Annotated in this window: 17 protein-coding genes; 10 read left to right on the forward strand and 7 right to left on the reverse strand. The window is 64.1% G+C overall.

Annotated elements, in window-relative coordinates:
* Positions 1 to 9 precede the first annotated feature (9 nt).
* A complete protein-coding gene (locus tag HWQ56_RS19815; protein WP_176571579.1) occupies positions 10 to 519 on the reverse strand; it encodes a DUF1993 domain-containing protein in 510 nt (169 codons plus the stop codon).
* Between the two features lie 120 nt (positions 520 to 639).
* Here HWQ56_RS19815 and HWQ56_RS19820 point away from each other — a divergent pair, with 120 nt between their 5' ends.
* Positions 640 to 1,290, forward strand: a complete 651-nt coding sequence (locus HWQ56_RS19820; protein WP_158159078.1) for a YceH family protein — start codon at positions 640 to 642, stop codon at positions 1,288 to 1,290.
* Here the strand turns inward: HWQ56_RS19820 and HWQ56_RS19825 are convergent, their stop codons facing one another.
* Positions 1,291 to 2,109 carry a shikimate 5-dehydrogenase gene (locus HWQ56_RS19825; protein WP_176571580.1) on the reverse strand — a complete coding sequence of 273 codons (819 nt, stop codon included), beginning with the start codon at positions 2,107 to 2,109 and terminating at the stop codon, positions 1,291 to 1,293.
* Positions 2,110 to 2,287: 178 nt separating this feature from the next.
* Between HWQ56_RS19825 and HWQ56_RS19830 the strand changes: the two genes are divergently transcribed.
* Positions 2,288 to 2,623, forward strand: a complete 336-nt coding sequence (locus HWQ56_RS19830; RefSeq protein ID WP_158159068.1) for a hypothetical protein — start codon at positions 2,288 to 2,290, stop codon at positions 2,621 to 2,623.
* Positions 2,624 to 2,758: 135 nt separating this feature from the next.
* On the forward strand, positions 2,759 to 2,950 hold the full coding sequence (locus HWQ56_RS19835; RefSeq protein WP_158159066.1) for a hypothetical protein: 192 nt from the start codon (positions 2,759 to 2,761) through the stop codon (positions 2,948 to 2,950).
* A gap of 184 nt (positions 2,951 to 3,134) precedes the next feature.
* On the opposite strand, the gene HWQ56_RS19840 is transcribed toward HWQ56_RS19835, so the two are convergent.
* Positions 3,135 to 3,695: a hypothetical protein gene (locus HWQ56_RS19840; protein ID WP_158159065.1), complete on the reverse strand. Its 561-nt coding sequence runs from the start codon at positions 3,693 to 3,695 to the stop codon at positions 3,135 to 3,137.
* Positions 3,696 to 3,916: 221 nt separating this feature from the next.
* On the opposite strand from HWQ56_RS19840, the gene pbpG reads away from it, so the two are divergent.
* Complete coding sequence (pbpG, locus tag HWQ56_RS19845) at positions 3,917 to 4,834, forward strand: D-alanyl-D-alanine endopeptidase (RefSeq protein ID WP_176571581.1); 918 nt, start codon at positions 3,917 to 3,919, stop codon at positions 4,832 to 4,834.
* 32 nt (positions 4,835 to 4,866) lie between these two features.
* Here the strand turns inward: pbpG and HWQ56_RS19850 are convergent, their stop codons facing one another.
* Positions 4,867 to 5,832 (reverse strand): sensor domain-containing diguanylate cyclase, encoded by a 966-nt coding sequence (locus HWQ56_RS19850; RefSeq protein ID WP_158157504.1) that lies wholly within the window; start codon positions 5,830 to 5,832, stop codon positions 4,867 to 4,869.
* A gap of 82 nt (positions 5,833 to 5,914) precedes the next feature.
* On the reverse strand, positions 5,915 to 6,406 hold the full coding sequence (locus HWQ56_RS19855) for a hypothetical protein (protein WP_176571582.1): 492 nt from the start codon (positions 6,404 to 6,406) through the stop codon (positions 5,915 to 5,917).
* Between the two features lie 235 nt (positions 6,407 to 6,641).
* Between HWQ56_RS19855 and HWQ56_RS19860 the strand changes: the two genes are divergently transcribed.
* Genes HWQ56_RS19860 through HWQ56_RS19870 form a run of 3 tightly spaced genes read left to right on the forward strand, consistent with a single transcriptional unit; the run spans position 6,642 to position 9,362 of the window.
* On the forward strand, positions 6,642 to 7,325 hold the full coding sequence (locus HWQ56_RS19860; RefSeq protein ID WP_158157507.1) for a response regulator transcription factor: 684 nt from the start codon (positions 6,642 to 6,644) through the stop codon (positions 7,323 to 7,325).
* Positions 7,303 to 8,694 carry a sensor histidine kinase gene (locus HWQ56_RS19865; protein ID WP_158157509.1) on the forward strand — a complete coding sequence of 464 codons (1,392 nt, stop codon included), beginning with the start codon at positions 7,303 to 7,305 and terminating at the stop codon, positions 8,692 to 8,694. The genes HWQ56_RS19860 and HWQ56_RS19865 overlap by 23 nt, the downstream gene beginning before the upstream one ends.
* A gap of 5 nt (positions 8,695 to 8,699) precedes the next feature.
* Positions 8,700 to 9,362 carry a winged helix-turn-helix domain-containing protein gene (locus tag HWQ56_RS19870; RefSeq protein ID WP_176571583.1) on the forward strand — a complete coding sequence of 221 codons (663 nt, stop codon included), beginning with the start codon at positions 8,700 to 8,702 and terminating at the stop codon, positions 9,360 to 9,362.
* An 87-nt stretch (positions 9,363 to 9,449) separates the two neighbouring features.
* Here the strand turns inward: HWQ56_RS19870 and HWQ56_RS19875 are convergent, their stop codons facing one another.
* A complete protein-coding gene (locus tag HWQ56_RS19875; RefSeq protein WP_158157513.1) occupies positions 9,450 to 9,863 on the reverse strand; it encodes a PA0061/PA0062 family lipoprotein in 414 nt (137 codons plus the stop codon).
* Between the two features lie 215 nt (positions 9,864 to 10,078).
* Here HWQ56_RS19875 and HWQ56_RS19880 point away from each other — a divergent pair, with 215 nt between their 5' ends.
* From HWQ56_RS19880 to HWQ56_RS19890, 3 genes are read left to right on the forward strand one after another with little or no spacing between them, the layout of a single operon-like run.
* Positions 10,079 to 13,300: an efflux RND transporter permease subunit gene (locus tag HWQ56_RS19880; RefSeq protein WP_176571584.1), complete on the forward strand. Its 3,222-nt coding sequence runs from the start codon at positions 10,079 to 10,081 to the stop codon at positions 13,298 to 13,300.
* Positions 13,290 to 14,474, forward strand: a complete 1,185-nt coding sequence (locus tag HWQ56_RS19885) for an efflux RND transporter periplasmic adaptor subunit (protein ID WP_158157517.1) — start codon at positions 13,290 to 13,292, stop codon at positions 14,472 to 14,474. The genes HWQ56_RS19880 and HWQ56_RS19885 overlap by 11 nt, the downstream gene beginning before the upstream one ends.
* Positions 14,458 to 15,861 carry an efflux transporter outer membrane subunit gene (locus HWQ56_RS19890; protein ID WP_176571585.1) on the forward strand — a complete coding sequence of 468 codons (1,404 nt, stop codon included), beginning with the start codon at positions 14,458 to 14,460 and terminating at the stop codon, positions 15,859 to 15,861. Before HWQ56_RS19885 ends, HWQ56_RS19890 begins: the two co-directional genes overlap by 17 nt.
* Positions 15,862 to 15,930: 69 nt before the next feature.
* On the opposite strand, the gene HWQ56_RS19895 is transcribed toward HWQ56_RS19890, so the two are convergent.
* A complete protein-coding gene (locus HWQ56_RS19895) occupies positions 15,931 to 17,358 on the reverse strand; it encodes an efflux transporter outer membrane subunit (RefSeq protein WP_158157521.1) in 1,428 nt (475 codons plus the stop codon).

Raw genomic sequence — 17,358 nt, forward strand, 5'->3', positions numbered from 1 at the left:
CGGCATGGATCAATAGGCACCCATGTAATCGCGCTTGCCCACTTCCACGCCGTTGTGGCGCAGGATGTCGTAGGCGGTGGTGACGTGGAAGAAGAATTGCGGCAGGCCGTAGTGCAGCAGGTAGGTCTGGCCGTTCAGTTTCTTCTCCTTCGGGGTGCCGGCGCGCAACACGATTTCACGGCTCTCCTGGCCGTCGATCTGCGCCGCAGCCAGGCCGTCGATAAAGGCCAGGACTTTGGCCAGCAGGGCCTGAAGATCGGCGAAGGAGGCTTCAGCGTCCGGGTAGGCAGGTACCTCGACACCGGCCAGGCGCGCCGACACACCCTTGGCGAAGTCCACGGCGATCTGTACTTGCTTGACCAGCGGGAACATGTCCGGGTACAGGCGCGACTGCAGCAACACGGTTGGCTCGATATGCTTCGCGGCAGCGTGGCCTTCGGCCTTCTTGAGCACATCGCCCAGGGCAGTCAGCAATTGCTTGAACACAGGGACGGAGGCAGCGTACAGGGAAATGCTCATGGTGAGATCCTGATCGAGGTAAGGGCAGTGAGCCGCCAATGATAGCCCCGCCCCGGCGCGGCGTCCGGTGTTTTATTGCATACTGGTGGCATTTATCCGCCCTTGCCCACGGAGCGCACCATGTCCGCCGAACACGATACCCCCCAGCAGGCCCCGCGCCTCAGCGCCACTGACGTGCGCGTTCTGGGCGCGCTGATCGAAAAGCAGGCCACCAACCCGGAAACCTACCCGCTGACCCTCAACGCCCTGGTGCTGGCCTGTAACCAGAAAACCAGCCGCGAGCCGGTGATGAACCTCACCCAGGGCCAGGCCGGGCAAAGCCTGCGGGACCTCGAAGCGCTGGAAATGACGCGACTGGTGATGGGCAGCCGCGCCGACCGCTGGGAACACCGCCTGGACAAGGCCCTGGAGCTGGTGCCGGCGCAACTGGTCCTGATGGGCCTGATGTTCCTGCGCGGACCGCAGACACTCAACGAACTGCTGACTCGCAGCGGGCGCATGCACGACTTCGATGACACCGAGCAGGTGCGCCACCAGCTCGAACGCCTGATCGCCCGCGGCTTTGCCCTGCACCTGCCACGCCAGGCCGGGCAGCGCGAAGACCGCTATTGCCACGCGCTGGGTGACCCGGCCGACATGGAAGCCATCCTCGCCGCCCGCGGCACCGGTGCGGCAGAACGTGGCGCTGGCAGTGCGGTATCTGCCGAGCGCATCGACGAACTGGAGGCGCGCATCGCCGCCCTCGAGGAGCGGCTGTCACGCCTGGAGTGATCAGCTTCGCGCGTACTCGGTGGCCAGGCGCACCTGCTCGGCGGTGGGCCGCACGCCGGTGTACAGCACGAACTGCTCCAGCGCCTGCAAGGCAATGACTTCAAGGCCGGTGATGACCTGCTTGCCTAGCGACTGCCCCAGCACGACCAGAGGCGTCAGGGCAGGCAGCGCCACCACGTCGAAAACGATGTCGGCGGCCTGCACGGCCGCTTCAGCAAACGCCAACTGATCCGCTTCCGGCCCGCCGCTCATGCCGATAGGCGTGACATTGACCAGCATTCGCGGGCGTGCATCCCCCAAGTGCGCGCGCCACTCGTAACCCAGGTGCCGCGCCAACGCCGGGCCGCTGTCGGGGTTGCGGGCGATCAGGGTGCCGTGGCTGAAGCCGGCGTCGCGAAACGCCGAAGCCACCGCCTTCGCCATGCCGCCACTGCCGAGCAGGGCGAACGACGTGTCCGGCGCCAGGCTGTGCTGGTCGATCAATTGACGAATGGCCAGATAATCTGTGTTGTAAGCCTTCAAATGGCCGTTATCATTCACCACGGTATTGATCGACTGGATGGCTGCCGCCGACGCATCCATCTCATCGACCAGGGCGATGCAAGCCTCCTTGAACGGCATCGACACCCCGCAGCCTCGGATACCCAGGGCGCGGATACCCGCAACCGCTGCCGGCAGATCATGGGTGCTGAATGCCTTGTAGTAATAATCGAGACCCAGCTGTTCATACAGATGGTTATGAAAACGCACGCCGAAACTGCCCGGGCGCCCGGCCAGGGACATGCAGAGGACGGTGTCGCGAGTGGGAATCAAGGGCATTGCAAGGCTCCATCACTGGTATGTAACTGAGTTGTAAGGACACTGTGGTTCATGACCTTACACAAAATTTACCAAACCCCGTCGCAGATTCTTACAAAACCGCTGTCATAGTAGTGCGACAGTCCTTGGGCCACCTAACCGGCCCCGGGTACTGGAATCGTAATATGAGGAACAAGTCATGATTCGTCAGCTTCCCAAGATTGCCTTGCTGGTCGGCGCTCTCGCCGTGGCAGGCCAGGCGTCCGCCCATGGCGGTGGTGGTCCAGGTGTGTTGGGTGCCGTATTAGGTGGCGCCGTGGTCGGTGCCGTGGTGACCTCTGCCCTGGCCCCGCGCGAGGTCGTGGTACAACAGCCGGTCTATGCCGCGCCACCACCGCCCGTGTATGTAGCCCCGCCGCCACCGGTGTACTACGCGCCGCAGCCAGTGGTGTATGCGCAGCCCGTCTACGCGCCGCCACCGCCGCCACGCTACTACGGCCCGCCTCATGGGTACTACGGCCGTCCAGGCTGGTAAGCGCCGCGGCTCACCGGCAGCCGTTCGCGGCTGCGGTGAGCTGATGCGTTGCGTCAATGATGGCTATTGAGAGCGGTGATTTTTACCCGCGGCTGAGCCACCGTATGCTGGGCTCACGTTTCGCAGGAGCCCACCATGAATACCGTCAGCATCATGTCCGTCATCGGCAGTGCAGTGCCCGCCAACCTGCGCGACCTGGGGTTGCTGGCCTGCTGGTATGTGGTTCGCGATGGCGAGCCGGTCAGCGGCCCATTGATGTCGCGCGACCAGGCCCAGGCACTGTTCGATACATTGCTGCAAACGGCCAGTGCACCTGTGAAGCACTGAGCCCTGAATTCCGTAAGGTGCGTTGCTCTCGCACACCCTTTGCCCCGCCACTGTCGCGGGGCTTTTTATTCACGCCATGCCCGCCCGGTAGCAGCGGACCTGGCCGCGTCCCAGGCACCGCGCAGCATTCGGCACACCGCATGCACCGCGACGCGGCCAGGTCCGCTGCTACACATCGCGGGGTTCAGCCGCGTTCGGCCATGAGCACGTTGGCCTGGCCCCGCTGGGCCAGCTTCTGCAGGCGCTTTTCCAGCCCCTGCAACACAGCGCGGTCGGACCGCCCGCTTTCCAGTTCGTCGATCAACGCATTCACCACTTGGCGCAACTCGTGGGCGATGACGATACGGTCGTCATTGTTGTCCTGCTTGTGCGACTCGAACAACCGATGCAGGTAATCCTGCAACACCGCCTGCATGCGATGGCGGTCGGTGGCGCGCCAGTGCGCCAGCCCCAGGCCGGTCTGGTTCAGCAACTCCTGGAACTCCAGCACCAGGTACTGCAGGCGCCGCGCAAGGCCCACCTGCTCTTCGCGCCAGCGCTTGTGGTGCGCCAGGCCTTCCTGCTTGCGCTGAATGGCGGGCACGAACACCGCCAGCATCAGGGCAATGACCACCGCTACCGCCTGCACCCATGCCAGGGCATCCAGCGGCTTCTGAATGAACGCACACACCAGCAGGACCACGGCGATAACGCTACCCCACAGCAGCAGAGCGCTGTAATCCTTGCTCATGAAACCCTTGAACATTGCGCGACTCCCAAGCCGTTTTCAAACGTGATGAAGGGAAAAAAACCGTTGGACCGGCGTTGGACGGCCCGCGAAGATGAAAGATTACTTTTATTTTTTTATTACAGGGGTTTAAGCCCGCCAGCCAATCGACAGTGCCTGAGCCATACTCATAAACTACAACGCTTTTTCAAGAACAACCCGTTGTAAACGGCATATCTACTTTTTAGCGAGCGCTACACGTGAAAACCTCCCTTTCGATCCTGAGCCTGTTGCTTGTCCTCACAGGTACTGCTGCCGTCACGTCGAACGCTGTCGCCGCCCCACCCCCACCCGCCCAGCGAGACCCTTCACAGCTTCACCTGGCCTCGGGAAGCGCCCTGCTGATCGACCTGCAGACCAACAAGGTCATCTACGAGAACCGTGCCGACGCCGTGCTGCCCATTGCCTCGGTTTCCAAGCTGATGACCGCCATGGTCGTGCTGGACGCCAAGCAGGACATGAACGAGATGATCGATGTCGACATCAGCCACACCAAGGAAATGAAAGGTGTGTTCTCGCGGGTCAAGCTGGGCAGCGAGCTGAACCGCCACGACATGATACTGATTGCCCTCATGTCTTCGGAAAACCGTGCCGCGGCCACCCTCGCCCACCACTACCCGGGCGGCTACAACGCCTTCATCAATGCCATGAACGCCAAGGCCCGCAGCCTGGGCATGAGCCACACCCATTACGTGGAGCCCACCGGCCTGTCCACCAGCAACGTGTCCACGGCCCGCGACCTGAGCAAACTGCTGATCGCCGCCCAACACTACCCCATGCTGCGCGAGCTGAGCACCACCCCCGAGAAGACCGTGTTCTTCAAGAAGCCCAACTACAGCCTGGGTTTCCATAACACCGACCACCTGATCAACAAGAACAACTGGGACATCCGCCTGACCAAGACCGGCTTCACCAACGAAGCCGGGCACTGCCTGGTACTGCTGACCACCATGGGCAACCGCCCGGTGGCCATGGTGATCCTCGATGCCTTCGGCAAATACACCCACTTCGCCGACGCCACGCGCCTGCGCAACTGGGTGGAGACCGGCCGCAGCACCGCGGCACCCGCCGTGGCCCTGCGCTACAAGGCCGACAAGCACGGCCGCCAGGTCGACTGAGGCAGCGCGGCGCTGGTCACGCCCTGGCGTGATCAGTGCCGGCGGCCCGCCTGCTTGTCCCGGTACATGGCCGTGTCCGCCTCGGCCAGCAGCACCTTGATGGAACCGTGCTGGGCCGGGTCATATTCGATGCGGCCAATGCTGTAGCGAATGTCGTAGCCCCGCTGCGCCTCGGCATTGCGACGCGCCAACGCCTCTTTCAGGCGCCCGGCAATCAGGTCACCGTCCTGGGCATTGGAGCCCATCAGCAGCGCCACGAACTCATCCCCGCCCAGGCGCCCTACCAGGTCCATCTCCCGAAGTACATCGCGCAGGGTCTCGGCGAACGCCACCAATGCCCGGTCGCCTTCGGCGTGCCCCCAAGTGTCGTTGATGTGCTTGAAACCGTTGAGGTCGAAGAACAGCAGCGAAGCCGGGGTATTCATGCGCTTGCAGATACTCAGCGCGTGCTCGGCCAGGGCCTCGAAGCCGCGACGGTTGGAGACCTGGGTCAATTCGTCGATGGTCGCCAGTTGGAACGCCTCTATTTCCTGCTCGGCCATGCTCGCCAGGTCACGCAACAGGTCACGTTCCTCGGCGTCCAGGATGCGCGGGCGCGAGTCAATCAGGCACAAGGTGCCGATCTTCACGCCATTGCCCACTCGCAGCGGGCAGCCGGCGTAGAAACGGATGTGCGGGTCGCCCGTCACCAGCGGGTTGTCATGGAAACGCTCGTCGTTGGTGGCATCCGGGATCATCAGCACCTGGTCACCCAGGATGGCATGGCCGCAGAACGAGATATCCCGGGACGTTTCCGGCACGCACAGGCCCTGGCACGACTTGAACCATTGGCGGTTGGTATCCACCAGGCTGACCAGCGCGATAGGCACATCAAACAGGCGCCGCGCCAGGCGCGTCAAGCGGTCGAAACGCTCTTCCGGGGCCGTGTCGAGAATATTCATCGAACGCAGCGTGCTGACGCGCTCGGCTTCGTTAACGGGTTTGGCTGGGGCCAGCATCGAGATACTCCGTGGTCCTGACTCTGCTTGTGCGCTAAGCCTAGCCCATCTGCAAGCGCGAACGAAGACTGGCCCCAAAACATTACGCCGTGGTGTTGATGGTCGAACCGGTGGTGCTGCTGCCTTCTTCCGTCAGCGCCGTGGACAACTCGGCGGTCAGCGAAGAAATCTCGGCCGAGGTGGACGACACCTGAGCCTCGGCGGACGCCACGGCGGCGGCCTTGGCGTCCTCATCCTTCAAGGATTGCGCCTGCTGCACGGCCTGCTGCTCGGCTTGCAGTTGCTTTTGCAGTTCGGCGATCTGTTTTTGCAGTTCGGTCACGGTATCGGAGGCCGTCGACGAGCTGCTATCGCTGTCGCTACTGCCGCTACCCCCACCGGCACCACCGGCGCCCGCGGCGCCGCCAGCCGCATTGGCCGTGGTGCTGGAGGTGCTGGACGTGGTGGACGTGCCATCGGCGCTGGTCGAGGTCGAGGTGGTATCGTCGGTGCTGGCAGTGGTAGCCGCCGTGGATTTGGTGGTGCTGGTGCTGGTGATCTGCAAACCAGAGGCGATGTTGCTGATGGTCGACATGACAGAAACTCCTTTGATGGAAGTAGGTTCATGGGTCATCGACTGGTCAGGGCCCAGCTTTAGAAATATCGTGTAACACATGGGATACGCCGGCACTACAAACCTGTGAACGGCTGAAATCCTTGATCTAGAGCCTTCTAGACCTGCTCTCCATAGATGAAATAATCTTCAGCAAGGCGACAGGTAAAACTCGGCACAATGTACCTTCAACAGCCGAAATCCCAGGTACAACACCATGACACGCGTTTTGACCATCGAAGACGATGCCGTGACAGCCAAGGAAATCGTGGCCGAGCTGAGCAGCCACGGCCTTGAAGTGGATTGGGTCGATAACGGTCGCGAGGGCCTGGTCAAGGCCGTGAGCGGCAACTACGACGTCATCACCCTGGACCGCATGCTCCCGGAGCTGGACGGCCTGGCCATTGTCACCACCTTGCGCACCATTGGCGTTTCCACACCCATCCTGATGATCAGCGCCCTGTCCGACGTGGACGAGCGTGTGCGCGGCCTGCGTGCCGGTGGCGACGATTACCTGACCAAGCCTTTCGCTTCCGATGAAATGGCCGCCCGCGTCGAAGTGCTGCTGCGCCGCAAGAGCACCGTGGCCGACGTGGACACCACCCTCAAGGTCGCCGACCTGGAGCTGGACCTGATCACCCGTGAAGCCCGCCGCGGCGAACAGGCCCTGAACCTGCTGCCCACCGAGTACAAGCTGCTCGAATTCCTGATGCGCAACGCCGGACAGATACTGACCCGCATGATGATTTTCGAGGAAGTCTGGGGCTACCACTTCGACCCGGGCACCAACCTGATCGACGTGCACATCGGCCGCCTGCGCAAGAAGATCGACCCGCCGGGCGCTACCGCGCTGATCAAGACCGTTCGGGGCTCGGGCTATGTCATTGCCGAACCCCTCTAAGGGCTGGCGCTCGTCCAGCAGTCGCCTGCTGGCCCTCTACAGTTTTCTCTTCGTGGCCTGGAGTTGCATCCTGATGGGTGTGCTCTATTACGAAGTGTCGGACTACCTCAACAGCCTGGCGCGTCATTCATTGATGCAGCGCCAGCACCTGTTCTCGCGGTTCAGCGGCCAGGCCCTGGACGACGCCCTGTCGGCCAGCGAAACCTTCGACAACCGCGCCTACGACGCCTATGGGCTGTTCGATGCACAGTTGCGCCCGCTGGGGGGCGATATCAAGGAAATCCCCAAGGGCGTCGCCCTGGACGGCAACATCTATGAACTGGATGACTGCATCGATTCCGACGACCCCAAACTGCCCCAGCAGGGCTGCGACGCCGTGGCCATGGCCACCCAGGATGGCCGCTGGCTGGTGCTGGTGCGCGACAACGGTTCGCTGTTCGCGGTGACCCGCATCATTCTTCACGCCTTGCTGTGGGGTATCTCGCTGACCATCATTCCCGGGGCGGCGGGCTGGCACCTGCTGCGCAGGCGGCCCATACGGCGTATCCGCGCCATTCAGGACAGCGCCGACGCCATCGTCGCCGGCGACCTGACCCGGCGCCTGCCCCTGTCCAACCGGCGGGATGAACTGGACATGCTGGCCGCCATCGTCAACGCCATGCTCGACCGTATCGAGCGGCTGATGATGGAGGTCAAGGGTGTGTGCGACAACATTGCCCACGACCTGCGCACGCCCCTGACGCGCTTGCGCGCCCAGCTGTACCGGATTCAGCAGCAGGCCGGCATGGATTCGGCCCAGGCCCTGCAACTGGACGGCGTCATCGCCGAGACCGACACGCTGATGGCGCGGTTCCGGGGGCTGTTGCGCATTTCCGAACTGGAAGACCATCAGCGTCGCTCTGGCTTCGTGGAGTTCGACCCGCTGCCCCTGCTGCACGAACTGCACGATTTCTACCTGCCCCTGGCCGAGGAAGGCGAGTTGCGCCTGGAGCTGGAGGCGCCCGAGGTGCTGCCCAGCCTCAATGGTGACCGCGCGCTGCTGTTCGAGGCCATTGGCAACCTGTTGAGCAACTCCATCAAGTTCACCCCGCCCGGCGGCGTGGTGGTGCTGCGAGCCCATAACGAACTGGACAGCACCTGCATCGAAGTCCAGGACTCAGGCCCGGGCATTCCCAAGGACGAGCGCCAGGCGGTGTTCCAGCGGTTCTACCGCTGCGACGACGACAACACCCAGCCGGGTTTCGGCCTGGGCCTGTCGATTGTCGCGGCCATCGTCAACCTGCACGGTTTCACCCTTGAAGTGGGCAACAGCCAACAGGGCGGTGCCAGCCTGGCACTGCATTGCCGTCAAAGCAAAGCGCGAGTGTGATGACCATGAATCTGCTCTATATTGCCGACACCCGAGACGAACAACTGCTGCGCGGCTTCGCCGACAGCGGCCAGCGCGTGGTCGAAGCTCGCCCCGAGGAAGCCGACTGGGCCCTCGCCGACAGCAACTATGGTTTTATCGTGCTCGACGTGGAGGCGGCTCGGCCCGACCTGCTGGAGCGTTGCCTGGCGCGCAAGCGCAAATCGCGGGTGCTGATGCTGCTGGGTGAAGACAACGCCGCAGCGCGAGTCGCCGCACTGCGGGCCGGTGCCGAGCTGTGCCTGACCAAACCGGTGGTGTTCATCGAACTGCAGGCGCGGATGCACGCCCTGGTGCGCGACCATCTGAGCCCATCGGTGGACGCCGAGGCGGGCCTGTGGCTGTCCACCACGCGCCTGTTGCTGGGCCGCGGCCCTCATCAGCAGCCGCTGACCGTCAGCGAACAGCGCCTGCTGGCTATCCTGGCCAAGCGCCCGGGTGCGGTCAGTCGTGAGTTGATCGAAGAACAGCTATGGGGTGCCACCCATGATTCGCGCAGCGCGCTGATCGAACGGCACATCTGCAACCTGCGGCGCAAACTGGCGCGCCTGGATGCGCCGAATGCGCTGCAGACGCTGCGGGGGTTTGGGTATAGCTTGCGCGAGACGGTGCATGTGCGTACGGATTGAGGTGGGTCAGGGCCGCCAGGGGCCAGGCTTGGCTTTTGCGGCGCGCTCAGGATCGCCGCAGAGCCCAAGCCTTGCCCCCCCAAAACCTCAACCCGACATGCAATCAAAGTTGTCGGTGGAAGCCACCGTCTTGCCCTGGTCATTCTTCAGGTCAGCGCGCAGGTTGGTTTCGCCCAGGCTGCTTTCCACCAGCGTGTAATGCTTGCCCTGCTTGAAGCCCTTGTAATCGATGGTCGCGCGGCAGGTCTGGTCGTCCTGCTGGGCGGTGCTTTCTTCATACAACAGTACTTCCAGCTTGTGCTCACCGGGCTTGACCTGGAAATAACGGCCATCCTTCAGGTTCTTGCCATCCAGCTGCTCGGCCAGCATCGCGTCCTGGGTTTCCTCCTTCAGGCCCACCCAGGCATCGTTCGGGTTGGGCGTGGGCATCGGGCCCGCGCAGGCGGAGAGCAAGGCAACCAGGCCCATCATGGGCACCAGCATCAGCGTTTTCGCGTTCATGGGTATTCCTCGAGTATCAGGGAAGTTGGCCTGCACCGGCAGGTCGTTTTTCGATCGGTGCCAAGCTTGGGCCGCCCCCCCTTTCAACGCTAATGAATCCCCGTGAAACGAATTTCAGGCGCGCCATAAAACATCTTTCACCTTCTTGAAAGGCTTGTGTTAGGTGGTTCCAGCAAGACTTGCCAGCATCCGCAAACCCTTTGGAGGTTCCCGGCATGCTAGGGCTGGTAAAGACCGCATTGCTCAAGCCGTACACGTTTATCGTGTTGGCGATATTCATCTGTATCATCGGGCCCTTGTCCGCGATGCGCACCCCTACCGACGTCTTCCCCGACATCGGTATTCCCGTGATCGCCGTGGTCTGGTCCTACACCGGCCTGTCGCCGGACGCCATGGCGGGCCGGGTGATCTACACCTACGAACGCTCGCTCAGTACCACCGTCAACGACATCGAACACATCGAGTCGCAGTCGCTGCCGGGCATGGGCATCGTCAAGATCTTCTTCCAGCCCGGGGTCGACATTCGTACCGCCAACGCCCAGGTCACGGCCGTTTCCCAGACCGTGCTCAAGCAGATGCCGCCGGGCATCACCCCGCCGCTGATCCTCAACTACAGCGCCTCGACGGTACCGATCCTGCAGATGGCGTTTTCCAGCCCTACGCTGTCCGAAGCGCATATTCGCGACCTGGTGCAGAACTCCATCCGCCTGCCGCTCTCTGCCGTGCCGGGCCTGGCCATGCCGACCCCCATGGGCGGCAAGCAACGCCAGATCACCCTTGACCTCGATCCCCAGGCACTGGCCGCCAAGGGCCTGTCCGCCCAGGATGTGAGCAATGCCCTGGCCGCGCAGAACCAGATTGTGCCGGTCGGTACCGCCAAACTGGGCAGCGATGAATACACCGTGCTGCTGAACAACAGCCCGGATGCCATCGAACAGCTCAACGACCTGCCGATCAAGACGGTGGACGGCGCGGTCATCACCGTTGGCCAGGTGGCCCACGTCCGTGACGGCTCGCCACCGCAGACCAACATCGTACGGGTGGACGGCCGCCGCGCCGTGCTGATGCCGGCCCTGAAAAACGGCAACATCTCGACGCTGTCGATCATCCAGGACATTCGCAACATGTTCCCGCTGATCAACGAAACCCTGCCGCCGTCGCTGAAAACCTCGATGCTGGGCGACGCTTCGGTGTTCGTGAAAGAGTCGGTCGGCAGCGTGGCCCGTGAAGGCATCATCGCCGCGCTGCTGACCAGTGCCATGATCCTGCTCTTCTTGGGCAGCTGGCGCTCGACCATCATCATTGCCGCTTCCATTCCCCTGGCGGTGCTGTCGGCCATCGCCCTGCTCGCCGTGAGCGGCCAGACGCTCAACGTCATGACGCTCGGCGGGCTGGCGCTGGCCGTGGGTATCCTGGTGGACGACGCCACGGTCACCATCGAAAACATCAACTGGCACCTTGAGCAAGGCAAGCAGGTGAAGCAGGCGATCCTCGACGGTGCGGCGCAAATCGTCGGACCGGCCTTCGTGTCCCTGCTGTGTATCTGCATCGTGTTCGTGCCGATGTTCATGCTGCAAGGCATCGCCGGCTACCTGTTCCGGCCCATGGCCCTGGCGGTGATCTTTGCCATGGCCTCCTCGTTCATTCTGTCGCGTACCCTGGTACCGACCCTGGCCATGTTCCTGCTCAAGCCCCATGTAGTAGAAGACGGTGAAGGGCGTCATCCCGACGAGCCATTCATCAACCACCACGAAGGCGACCAGCACAAAAAGCAACACGGCGCGTTCGTGCGCGGCCTGCTGAGCTTCCAGGTGGGCTTCGAGAAACGCTTCGGCAACATCCGCGACAGCTATCACGGCGTGCTGGCCCTGGCCCTGGAAAACCGCAAGCGCTTCCTGGTCGGCTTCATGATCTGCGTGCTGGCGTCTTTCGCACTGCTGCCAACCCTGGGCGAGGACTTCTTCCCCGCCACCGACGCCGGCGCCATTTCGCTGCACGTCAGCCTGCCGGTGGGCACCCGCATCGAAGAAAGCGCCGCCGCCTTCGACCGCATCGAAGCGCGCATTCGTGAAGTGATTCCGGCCAGTGAACTGGACACCGTGATCGACAACATCGGTATCCCCCTCAGTGGTATCGACATGGCCTACAGCGCCAGCGGCACCACCGGCCCCCAGGATGGCGACATTTCCGTCAGCCTGAAGGAAGGCCACAAGCCGACCGCCGACTACGTCAAGCAACTGCGTGAAGTCCTGCCCCACAGCTTCCCGGGCAGCACCTTCTCGTTCCTGCCAGCGGACATCAGCAGCGAGATCCTCAACTTCGGTGCCCCGGCGCCGCTGGACGTGAAAATCTCCGGCCCTGACAACGACGCCAACCACGCCTATGCCCTGGAACTGCAGCGCGCCCTGAAACACATCCGCGGTATCGCCGACCTGCGTATCCAGCAGTCCAACGGCTACCCGACCCTGCAAGTGGACGTGAACCGCGAACGCGCCAACGGCCTGGGCATCACCGAGCGTGACGTCACCAACTCCATGGTCGCCTCGCTGGCCGGTAGCTCCCAGGTGTCGCCGCTGTACTGGCTGAACCCGAAAAACGGCATCAGCTACTCCATCGTTGCCGCCACGCCGCAGTACCGCCTCAGCAGCATGCCAGAGCTCGAAGCCCTGCCGGTGACCGGCGCCAACGGCCAATCGCAGATCCTCGGCGGCCTGGCCACGATCCACCGCGTCGACACCCCCGCGGTGGTCACCCACTACAACATCCAGCCGACCCTGGACATCTACGCCAACGTGCAGGGCCGTGACCTGGGCGGCGTCGCCAGCGACATCCAGAAAGCCATCGACCTGGCCGCACCGCACCGTCCGAAAGGCGCCACCATCACCCTGCACGGCCAGATCGACGCCCTGCATGAAGCCTTCAGCGGCCTGTCCCTGGGCCTGCTCGGCGCCGTGGTGCTGATCTACCTGCTGATCGTGGTGAACTTCCAGTCCTGGCTCGACCCGTTCGTGATCATCACCGCCCTGCCCGCCGCCCTGGCCGGCATCGTGTGGATGCTGTTCCTGTCCGGCACCTCGCTGTCGGTGCCGGCGCTGACCGGGGCGATCCTGTGCATGGGGGTGGCCACGGCCAACTCCATCCTGGTGGTCAGCTTCTGCCGGGAGCGCCTGGCCGAGCACGGCGACGCCCTGCGCGCCGCCATGGAAGCCGGCTACACCCGTTTCCGCCCGGTGTGCATGACCGCCCTGGCGATGATCATCGGCATGCTGCCGCTGGCCATCTCCCAGGAGCAGAACGCACCGCTGGGCCGCGCCGTGATCGGCGGCCTGATTCTGGCCACCACGGCCACCCTGCTCTTCGTTCCGGTGGTGTTCAGCCTTGTGCATGGACGCCGCACCGCCACTGCATCCGTTGGAGAAACATCCCATGTCGTCTGAAACCCTTCCGACCACGCAAAAGAAGCCGTCGCGCAAGCGCCTGATGTTGTTGGGCGTGGGCGGGCTGACGCTGGCCGCGGTACTGGTGGCCAACGGCCTGGCCGCCCGCACCCGCCATGACGACGCCGTGGCCACCTGGACCGAAAGCCAGTCAGTGCCGATCGTCAGCGTGTTCCAGCCGACCCACAACACCACCGGCGACACGCTGGTGCTGCCGGCCCACCTGGAGGCCTGGAGCCAGGCGATGATTCACGCGCGGGTCAGCGGCTACCTGAAAGACTGGAAAGCCGACATCGGCACGCCGGTGAAAGCCGGCCAGGTGCTGGCCGAGATCGACAGCCCGGATTTGGACCAGCAATTGGCCCAGGCCCATGCGCACCTGCTGCAACAACAGGCGGACGAGAAACTGGCGCAAACCAGCGCCGCGCGCTGGCAGCACCTGTTGAGCACCCACTCGGTCTCGCAGCAGGAAGTGGACGAGAAACTGGCCAACGCCGCGGCCGCCAAGGCCAACGTCGAGGCGGCGCGCGCCGACTACGCGCGGCTCACCGACCTGTCCAATTACAAGACCCTGCGCGCGCCGTTCGATGGCACCGTCACGGCGCGCAATACCGATGTGGGCCAGTTGATCAAGGCTGACGCCGACGCCGGCCCGGACCTGTTCGAAGTCGCCGACACCCACCGCCTGCGTCTGTACGTGCCGGTACCTCAGAACTACGCCGCCGCCGTACGCCCTGGCATGCACGTCACCCTGACCGTGCCGGAGCACCCGGGCGAGCAATTCGATGCGCAACTGGTGGGCAACTCCAATGCCGTCGACATGAAGTCCGGCACCCTGCTGGCGCAGTTCGTCGCCGACAACCCCAAGGGCGTATTGCTGGCCGGTGACTACACCGAAGTCACCCTCAACGTGCCGGCGGGCAGCCAGGGCGTGAGCATCCCCGGCAGCGCCCTGATCTTCCGTGCCCAAGGCACCCAGGTGGCGGTGGTGGACGCGCAGAAACACGTGCACCTGCGCAACGTGCACATCGGCATGGACCTGGGCGCCACCCTGTTCATCGACCAGGGCCTGGCCCCGACCGACCAGGTGATCGACAACCCGCCGGACTCGCTGCGCGAGAACGACCCGGTGAAACTGGCCGACGCAGGAGGTACCCATGCGCCTAAAGCTTGACCGCCTGGTGGCGGCGATGGCCCTGGTGCTCCAGGGCTGCTCGCTGGCGCCGACCTATAAGGTTCCCGACGCCCCGATACCGCTGCATTACAGCGGCCCGTGGCAGGCCGCGAAGCCTGCCGACAACGTCCCGCAACAATGGTGGTCGCTGTACCGGGACCCGCAACTCGACGACCTGCAGGGCAAGCTGGTCAAGGCCAATCCTGACCTGGCCGCGGCCCTGGCGCATTTCGATGCCGCCCAGGCCTACGCCAGCCAGTTGCATGGCGGCCTGTTCCCGCAGATCGGTGCCACCGGCTCGTCCGTGCGCCAGCGCCAGTCGGAAAACAAGCCGCTGCGCGGCAGCGACCAGCCGAACGTGTACAACACCAACACCGCGGCGTTCACCCTGGGCTGGGACCTGGATTTCTGGGGCAAGGTACGCAACCGCGTGGCCGCGGGCGACGCCCAGGCCCAGGCATCGGCCGACGACCTGGAAGTGGCCCGCCAGAGCCTGCAGCGCCAGCTGAGCAACCTGTACCTGCAACTGGCCGGGCTGGACGCGCAGCAGGTCATTCTCAAACGCTCCCTGGACGCCTACACCCAGGCCCTGGCCCTGACACGTGACCGCTACGAAGGCAAGATCGCCAGCGAACTGGACATGACCCGTGCCCAGAGCGAGCTGGCCCAGGCCCAGGCGCAACTGGACGACGTGATCAACCAGCGCAACCTCACCGAGCACGCCATTGGTGAGCTGGTGGGCGAGCCGGCGACCACCTTCAAACTCGCGGCCATCGGCACATTTCCGGCCTTGCCCGACGTGCCGGTGCAGCTACCGAGCACCCTGCTGCAGCGGCGCCCTGACATCGCTGCCGCGGAACGCCGGGTATTCGCCGCCAACGCCAACATCGGCGTGGCCAAGGCGGCGTTCTACCCGGACTTCAGCCTGAGTGGCTACTTCGGTGGCCAGGACATGGGCGTGGGCAATGTGCTGAGCGCCACCAACCGCTTCTGGGCCATCGGCCCGGTGGTCAACCTGCCGATCTTCACCGGCGGGCGCCTGACCGGTGCCGAGAAACAGGCCAAGGCCGAATTCGCCGAAGCCAGTGCCCACTACCGTGGCAGCGTGCTGAAAGCGTTGCGCGAAGTCGAAGACAACCTCTCGCAACTGCGCGACCTGAAACAGGAGGCCGCGGACCAGCAAGCGGCGGTGGATGCCGCGACCCAATCGCAGACCCTGGCCATGAACAGCTACGAAGCGGGGGCGGTGAACTACCTCGACGTAGTCACCGCGCAAACCGCTGCGCTGGATGCCCAGCGGCGGTTGCAGGACGTGCAGACGCGCCGGTTGCAGGCCAGTGTCGGGTTGATGGTGGCATTGGGAGGCGGTTGGCAAGTCGGGCCATAAAGCCGCGGCGGCGCCCTTGCCCAGGGCGCCGCCGTGCATCAGGCAGACCGCGATGCTTCACGTCGACGGTCATTCACCCGTCCAGGACCCACCCAACGCGGCCTGCAGCTGCACGCTGGTGACCAGCTGCGTGGCCACCAGGCTCAGCAAGGTCTGACGCTCACTGAGGCTGGTAGCCTGAGTGGTGGCGACGTCCAGATAGTCGATCACGCCCGCTTCGTACTGGTCGCGACTGACCGAGGCCGACTCTTCGGCCGACTGCGCCGAGTTGCGGCGAGCCTCCAGCTCCGGCTCCAGGGTCCGCAGTTCCACCAGGTAATCCTCTACTTCACCCAACCCGGTCAACACGGTCTGGCGGTAGGTGGCGACCTTGGCGTCGTACGCATGCCGTGCCTGTTCGACGGCCGCTTTAGTGGCGCCGAAGTCCAAGAGCGTGCCGGTCAAACTCGGGCCGATGGACCAGAAGCGGTTGGGCACCGAAAACAGGTTGCTGAGGGTCGAGCTCTGGTAGCCACCACTGGCACTCAACGTCAGGTCCGGGTAATAAGCCGCGGTCGCTACGCCGACGGCGGCATTGGCCGCCGCCATGTCGCGCTCGGCGGCGGCGATGTCCGGTCGGCGTTCCAGCAGGCGGCTGGGTACGCCCAGTGGAATGCTGGGCACATGGTATTTCCAGCCCGGGTCAGCCGCCAGGGCGAAGTCCGCCGGGGCCTTGCCGATCAGCAAGGCAATGGCGTGCTCGTACTGGGCGCGCTGCCATTGCAGGTCCAGCATGGACGCCTGGGCGCTCTGCAGCTGGGTCTTGCCCGTGGCCAGGTCGGCGCGCGAGGAGATCTGCTCGTCATACTTGTTCTGGATGATTTGCAGGTAGCGCTCGTAGCCGGTGATGGTCTCGCGGTACAGGGCAATGCGCTGATCAAGGATGCGCAACTGGAAATAATCCTGAGCCAGCGACGACTGGGCACTGAGGGTCGCGTTGGCCAGGTCGGCGGCACTGGCCTGGGCGCTGGCACGGTCTTCTTCCACGGTGCGGCGCAGCTTGCCCCAGATGTCGGCTTCCCAGCTCAGGCTGAGGCTGGCCGAATGTTCCTTGCTGACACCGCCGCTGGACGACGTGCTGCTGGACGACGAGCCGGTGCCCGTTTCACTGCGGGTACTGGACGCGGTGCCGCTAAGCGTCGGGAACAGGTCGGCGCGCGACTCGCGCACCAGCGCCAGGGCCTGGCGGTACTGGGCGGCATACAGCGCGACGTTCTGATTGTTGAGTTGCACCTGCGCGGTCAACGCGTTGAGTTGCGGGTCCTGGTACAGCTCCCACCATGGCCCCTTGGGCAGTTCATCCTGGGGGCTGGCGGCTTTCCAGCCCTGGGCTTCCTTGAAGGTGGTGGACATCGGCGCGGCGGGCTTGTGGTAGTCCGGGCCCACCATGCAACCGCCCAGCAGGCTGCTGGCCAGCAGCACGGCAACACACAGGCGGGAAGGCAGTAGAGCATTCAT

Origin of the sequence: Pseudomonas eucalypticola (assembly GCF_013374995.1) — a bacterium.
GTDB lineage: Bacteria > Pseudomonadota > Gammaproteobacteria > Pseudomonadales > Pseudomonadaceae > Aquipseudomonas > Aquipseudomonas eucalypticola.

Coding starts and splice junctions, on each gene's coding strand:
- HWQ56_RS19870 (WP_176571583.1), top strand. CDS start 8,700: ATGAATCTGCTCTATATTGCCGACACCCGAGACGAACAACTGCTGCGC.
- HWQ56_RS19865 (WP_158157509.1), top strand. CDS start 7,303: ATGTCATTGCCGAACCCCTCTAAGGGCTGGCGCTCGTCCAGCAGTCGC.
- HWQ56_RS19895 (WP_158157521.1), bottom strand. CDS start 17,358: ATGAATGCTCTACTGCCTTCCCGCCTGTGTGTTGCCGTGCTGCTGGCC.
- HWQ56_RS19880 (WP_176571584.1), top strand. CDS start 10,079: ATGCTAGGGCTGGTAAAGACCGCATTGCTCAAGCCGTACACGTTTATC.
- HWQ56_RS19875 (WP_158157513.1), bottom strand. CDS start 9,863: ATGAACGCGAAAACGCTGATGCTGGTGCCCATGATGGGCCTGGTTGCC.
- HWQ56_RS19840 (WP_158159065.1), bottom strand. CDS start 3,695: ATGTTCAAGGGTTTCATGAGCAAGGATTACAGCGCTCTGCTGCTGTGG.
- HWQ56_RS19815 (WP_176571579.1), bottom strand. CDS start 519: ATGAGCATTTCCCTGTACGCTGCCTCCGTCCCTGTGTTCAAGCAATTG.
- HWQ56_RS19830 (WP_158159068.1), top strand. CDS start 2,288: ATGATTCGTCAGCTTCCCAAGATTGCCTTGCTGGTCGGCGCTCTCGCC.
- HWQ56_RS19825 (WP_176571580.1), bottom strand. CDS start 2,109: ATGCCCTTGATTCCCACTCGCGACACCGTCCTCTGCATGTCCCTGGCC.
- HWQ56_RS19850 (WP_158157504.1), bottom strand. CDS start 5,832: ATGCTGGCCCCAGCCAAACCCGTTAACGAAGCCGAGCGCGTCAGCACG.
- HWQ56_RS19820 (WP_158159078.1), top strand. CDS start 640: ATGTCCGCCGAACACGATACCCCCCAGCAGGCCCCGCGCCTCAGCGCC.
- HWQ56_RS19885 (WP_158157517.1), top strand. CDS start 13,290: ATGTCGTCTGAAACCCTTCCGACCACGCAAAAGAAGCCGTCGCGCAAG.
- HWQ56_RS19890 (WP_176571585.1), top strand. CDS start 14,458: ATGCGCCTAAAGCTTGACCGCCTGGTGGCGGCGATGGCCCTGGTGCTC.
- HWQ56_RS19835 (WP_158159066.1), top strand. CDS start 2,759: ATGAATACCGTCAGCATCATGTCCGTCATCGGCAGTGCAGTGCCCGCC.
- HWQ56_RS19855 (WP_176571582.1), bottom strand. CDS start 6,406: ATGTCGACCATCAGCAACATCGCCTCTGGTTTGCAGATCACCAGCACC.
- HWQ56_RS19860 (WP_158157507.1), top strand. CDS start 6,642: ATGACACGCGTTTTGACCATCGAAGACGATGCCGTGACAGCCAAGGAA.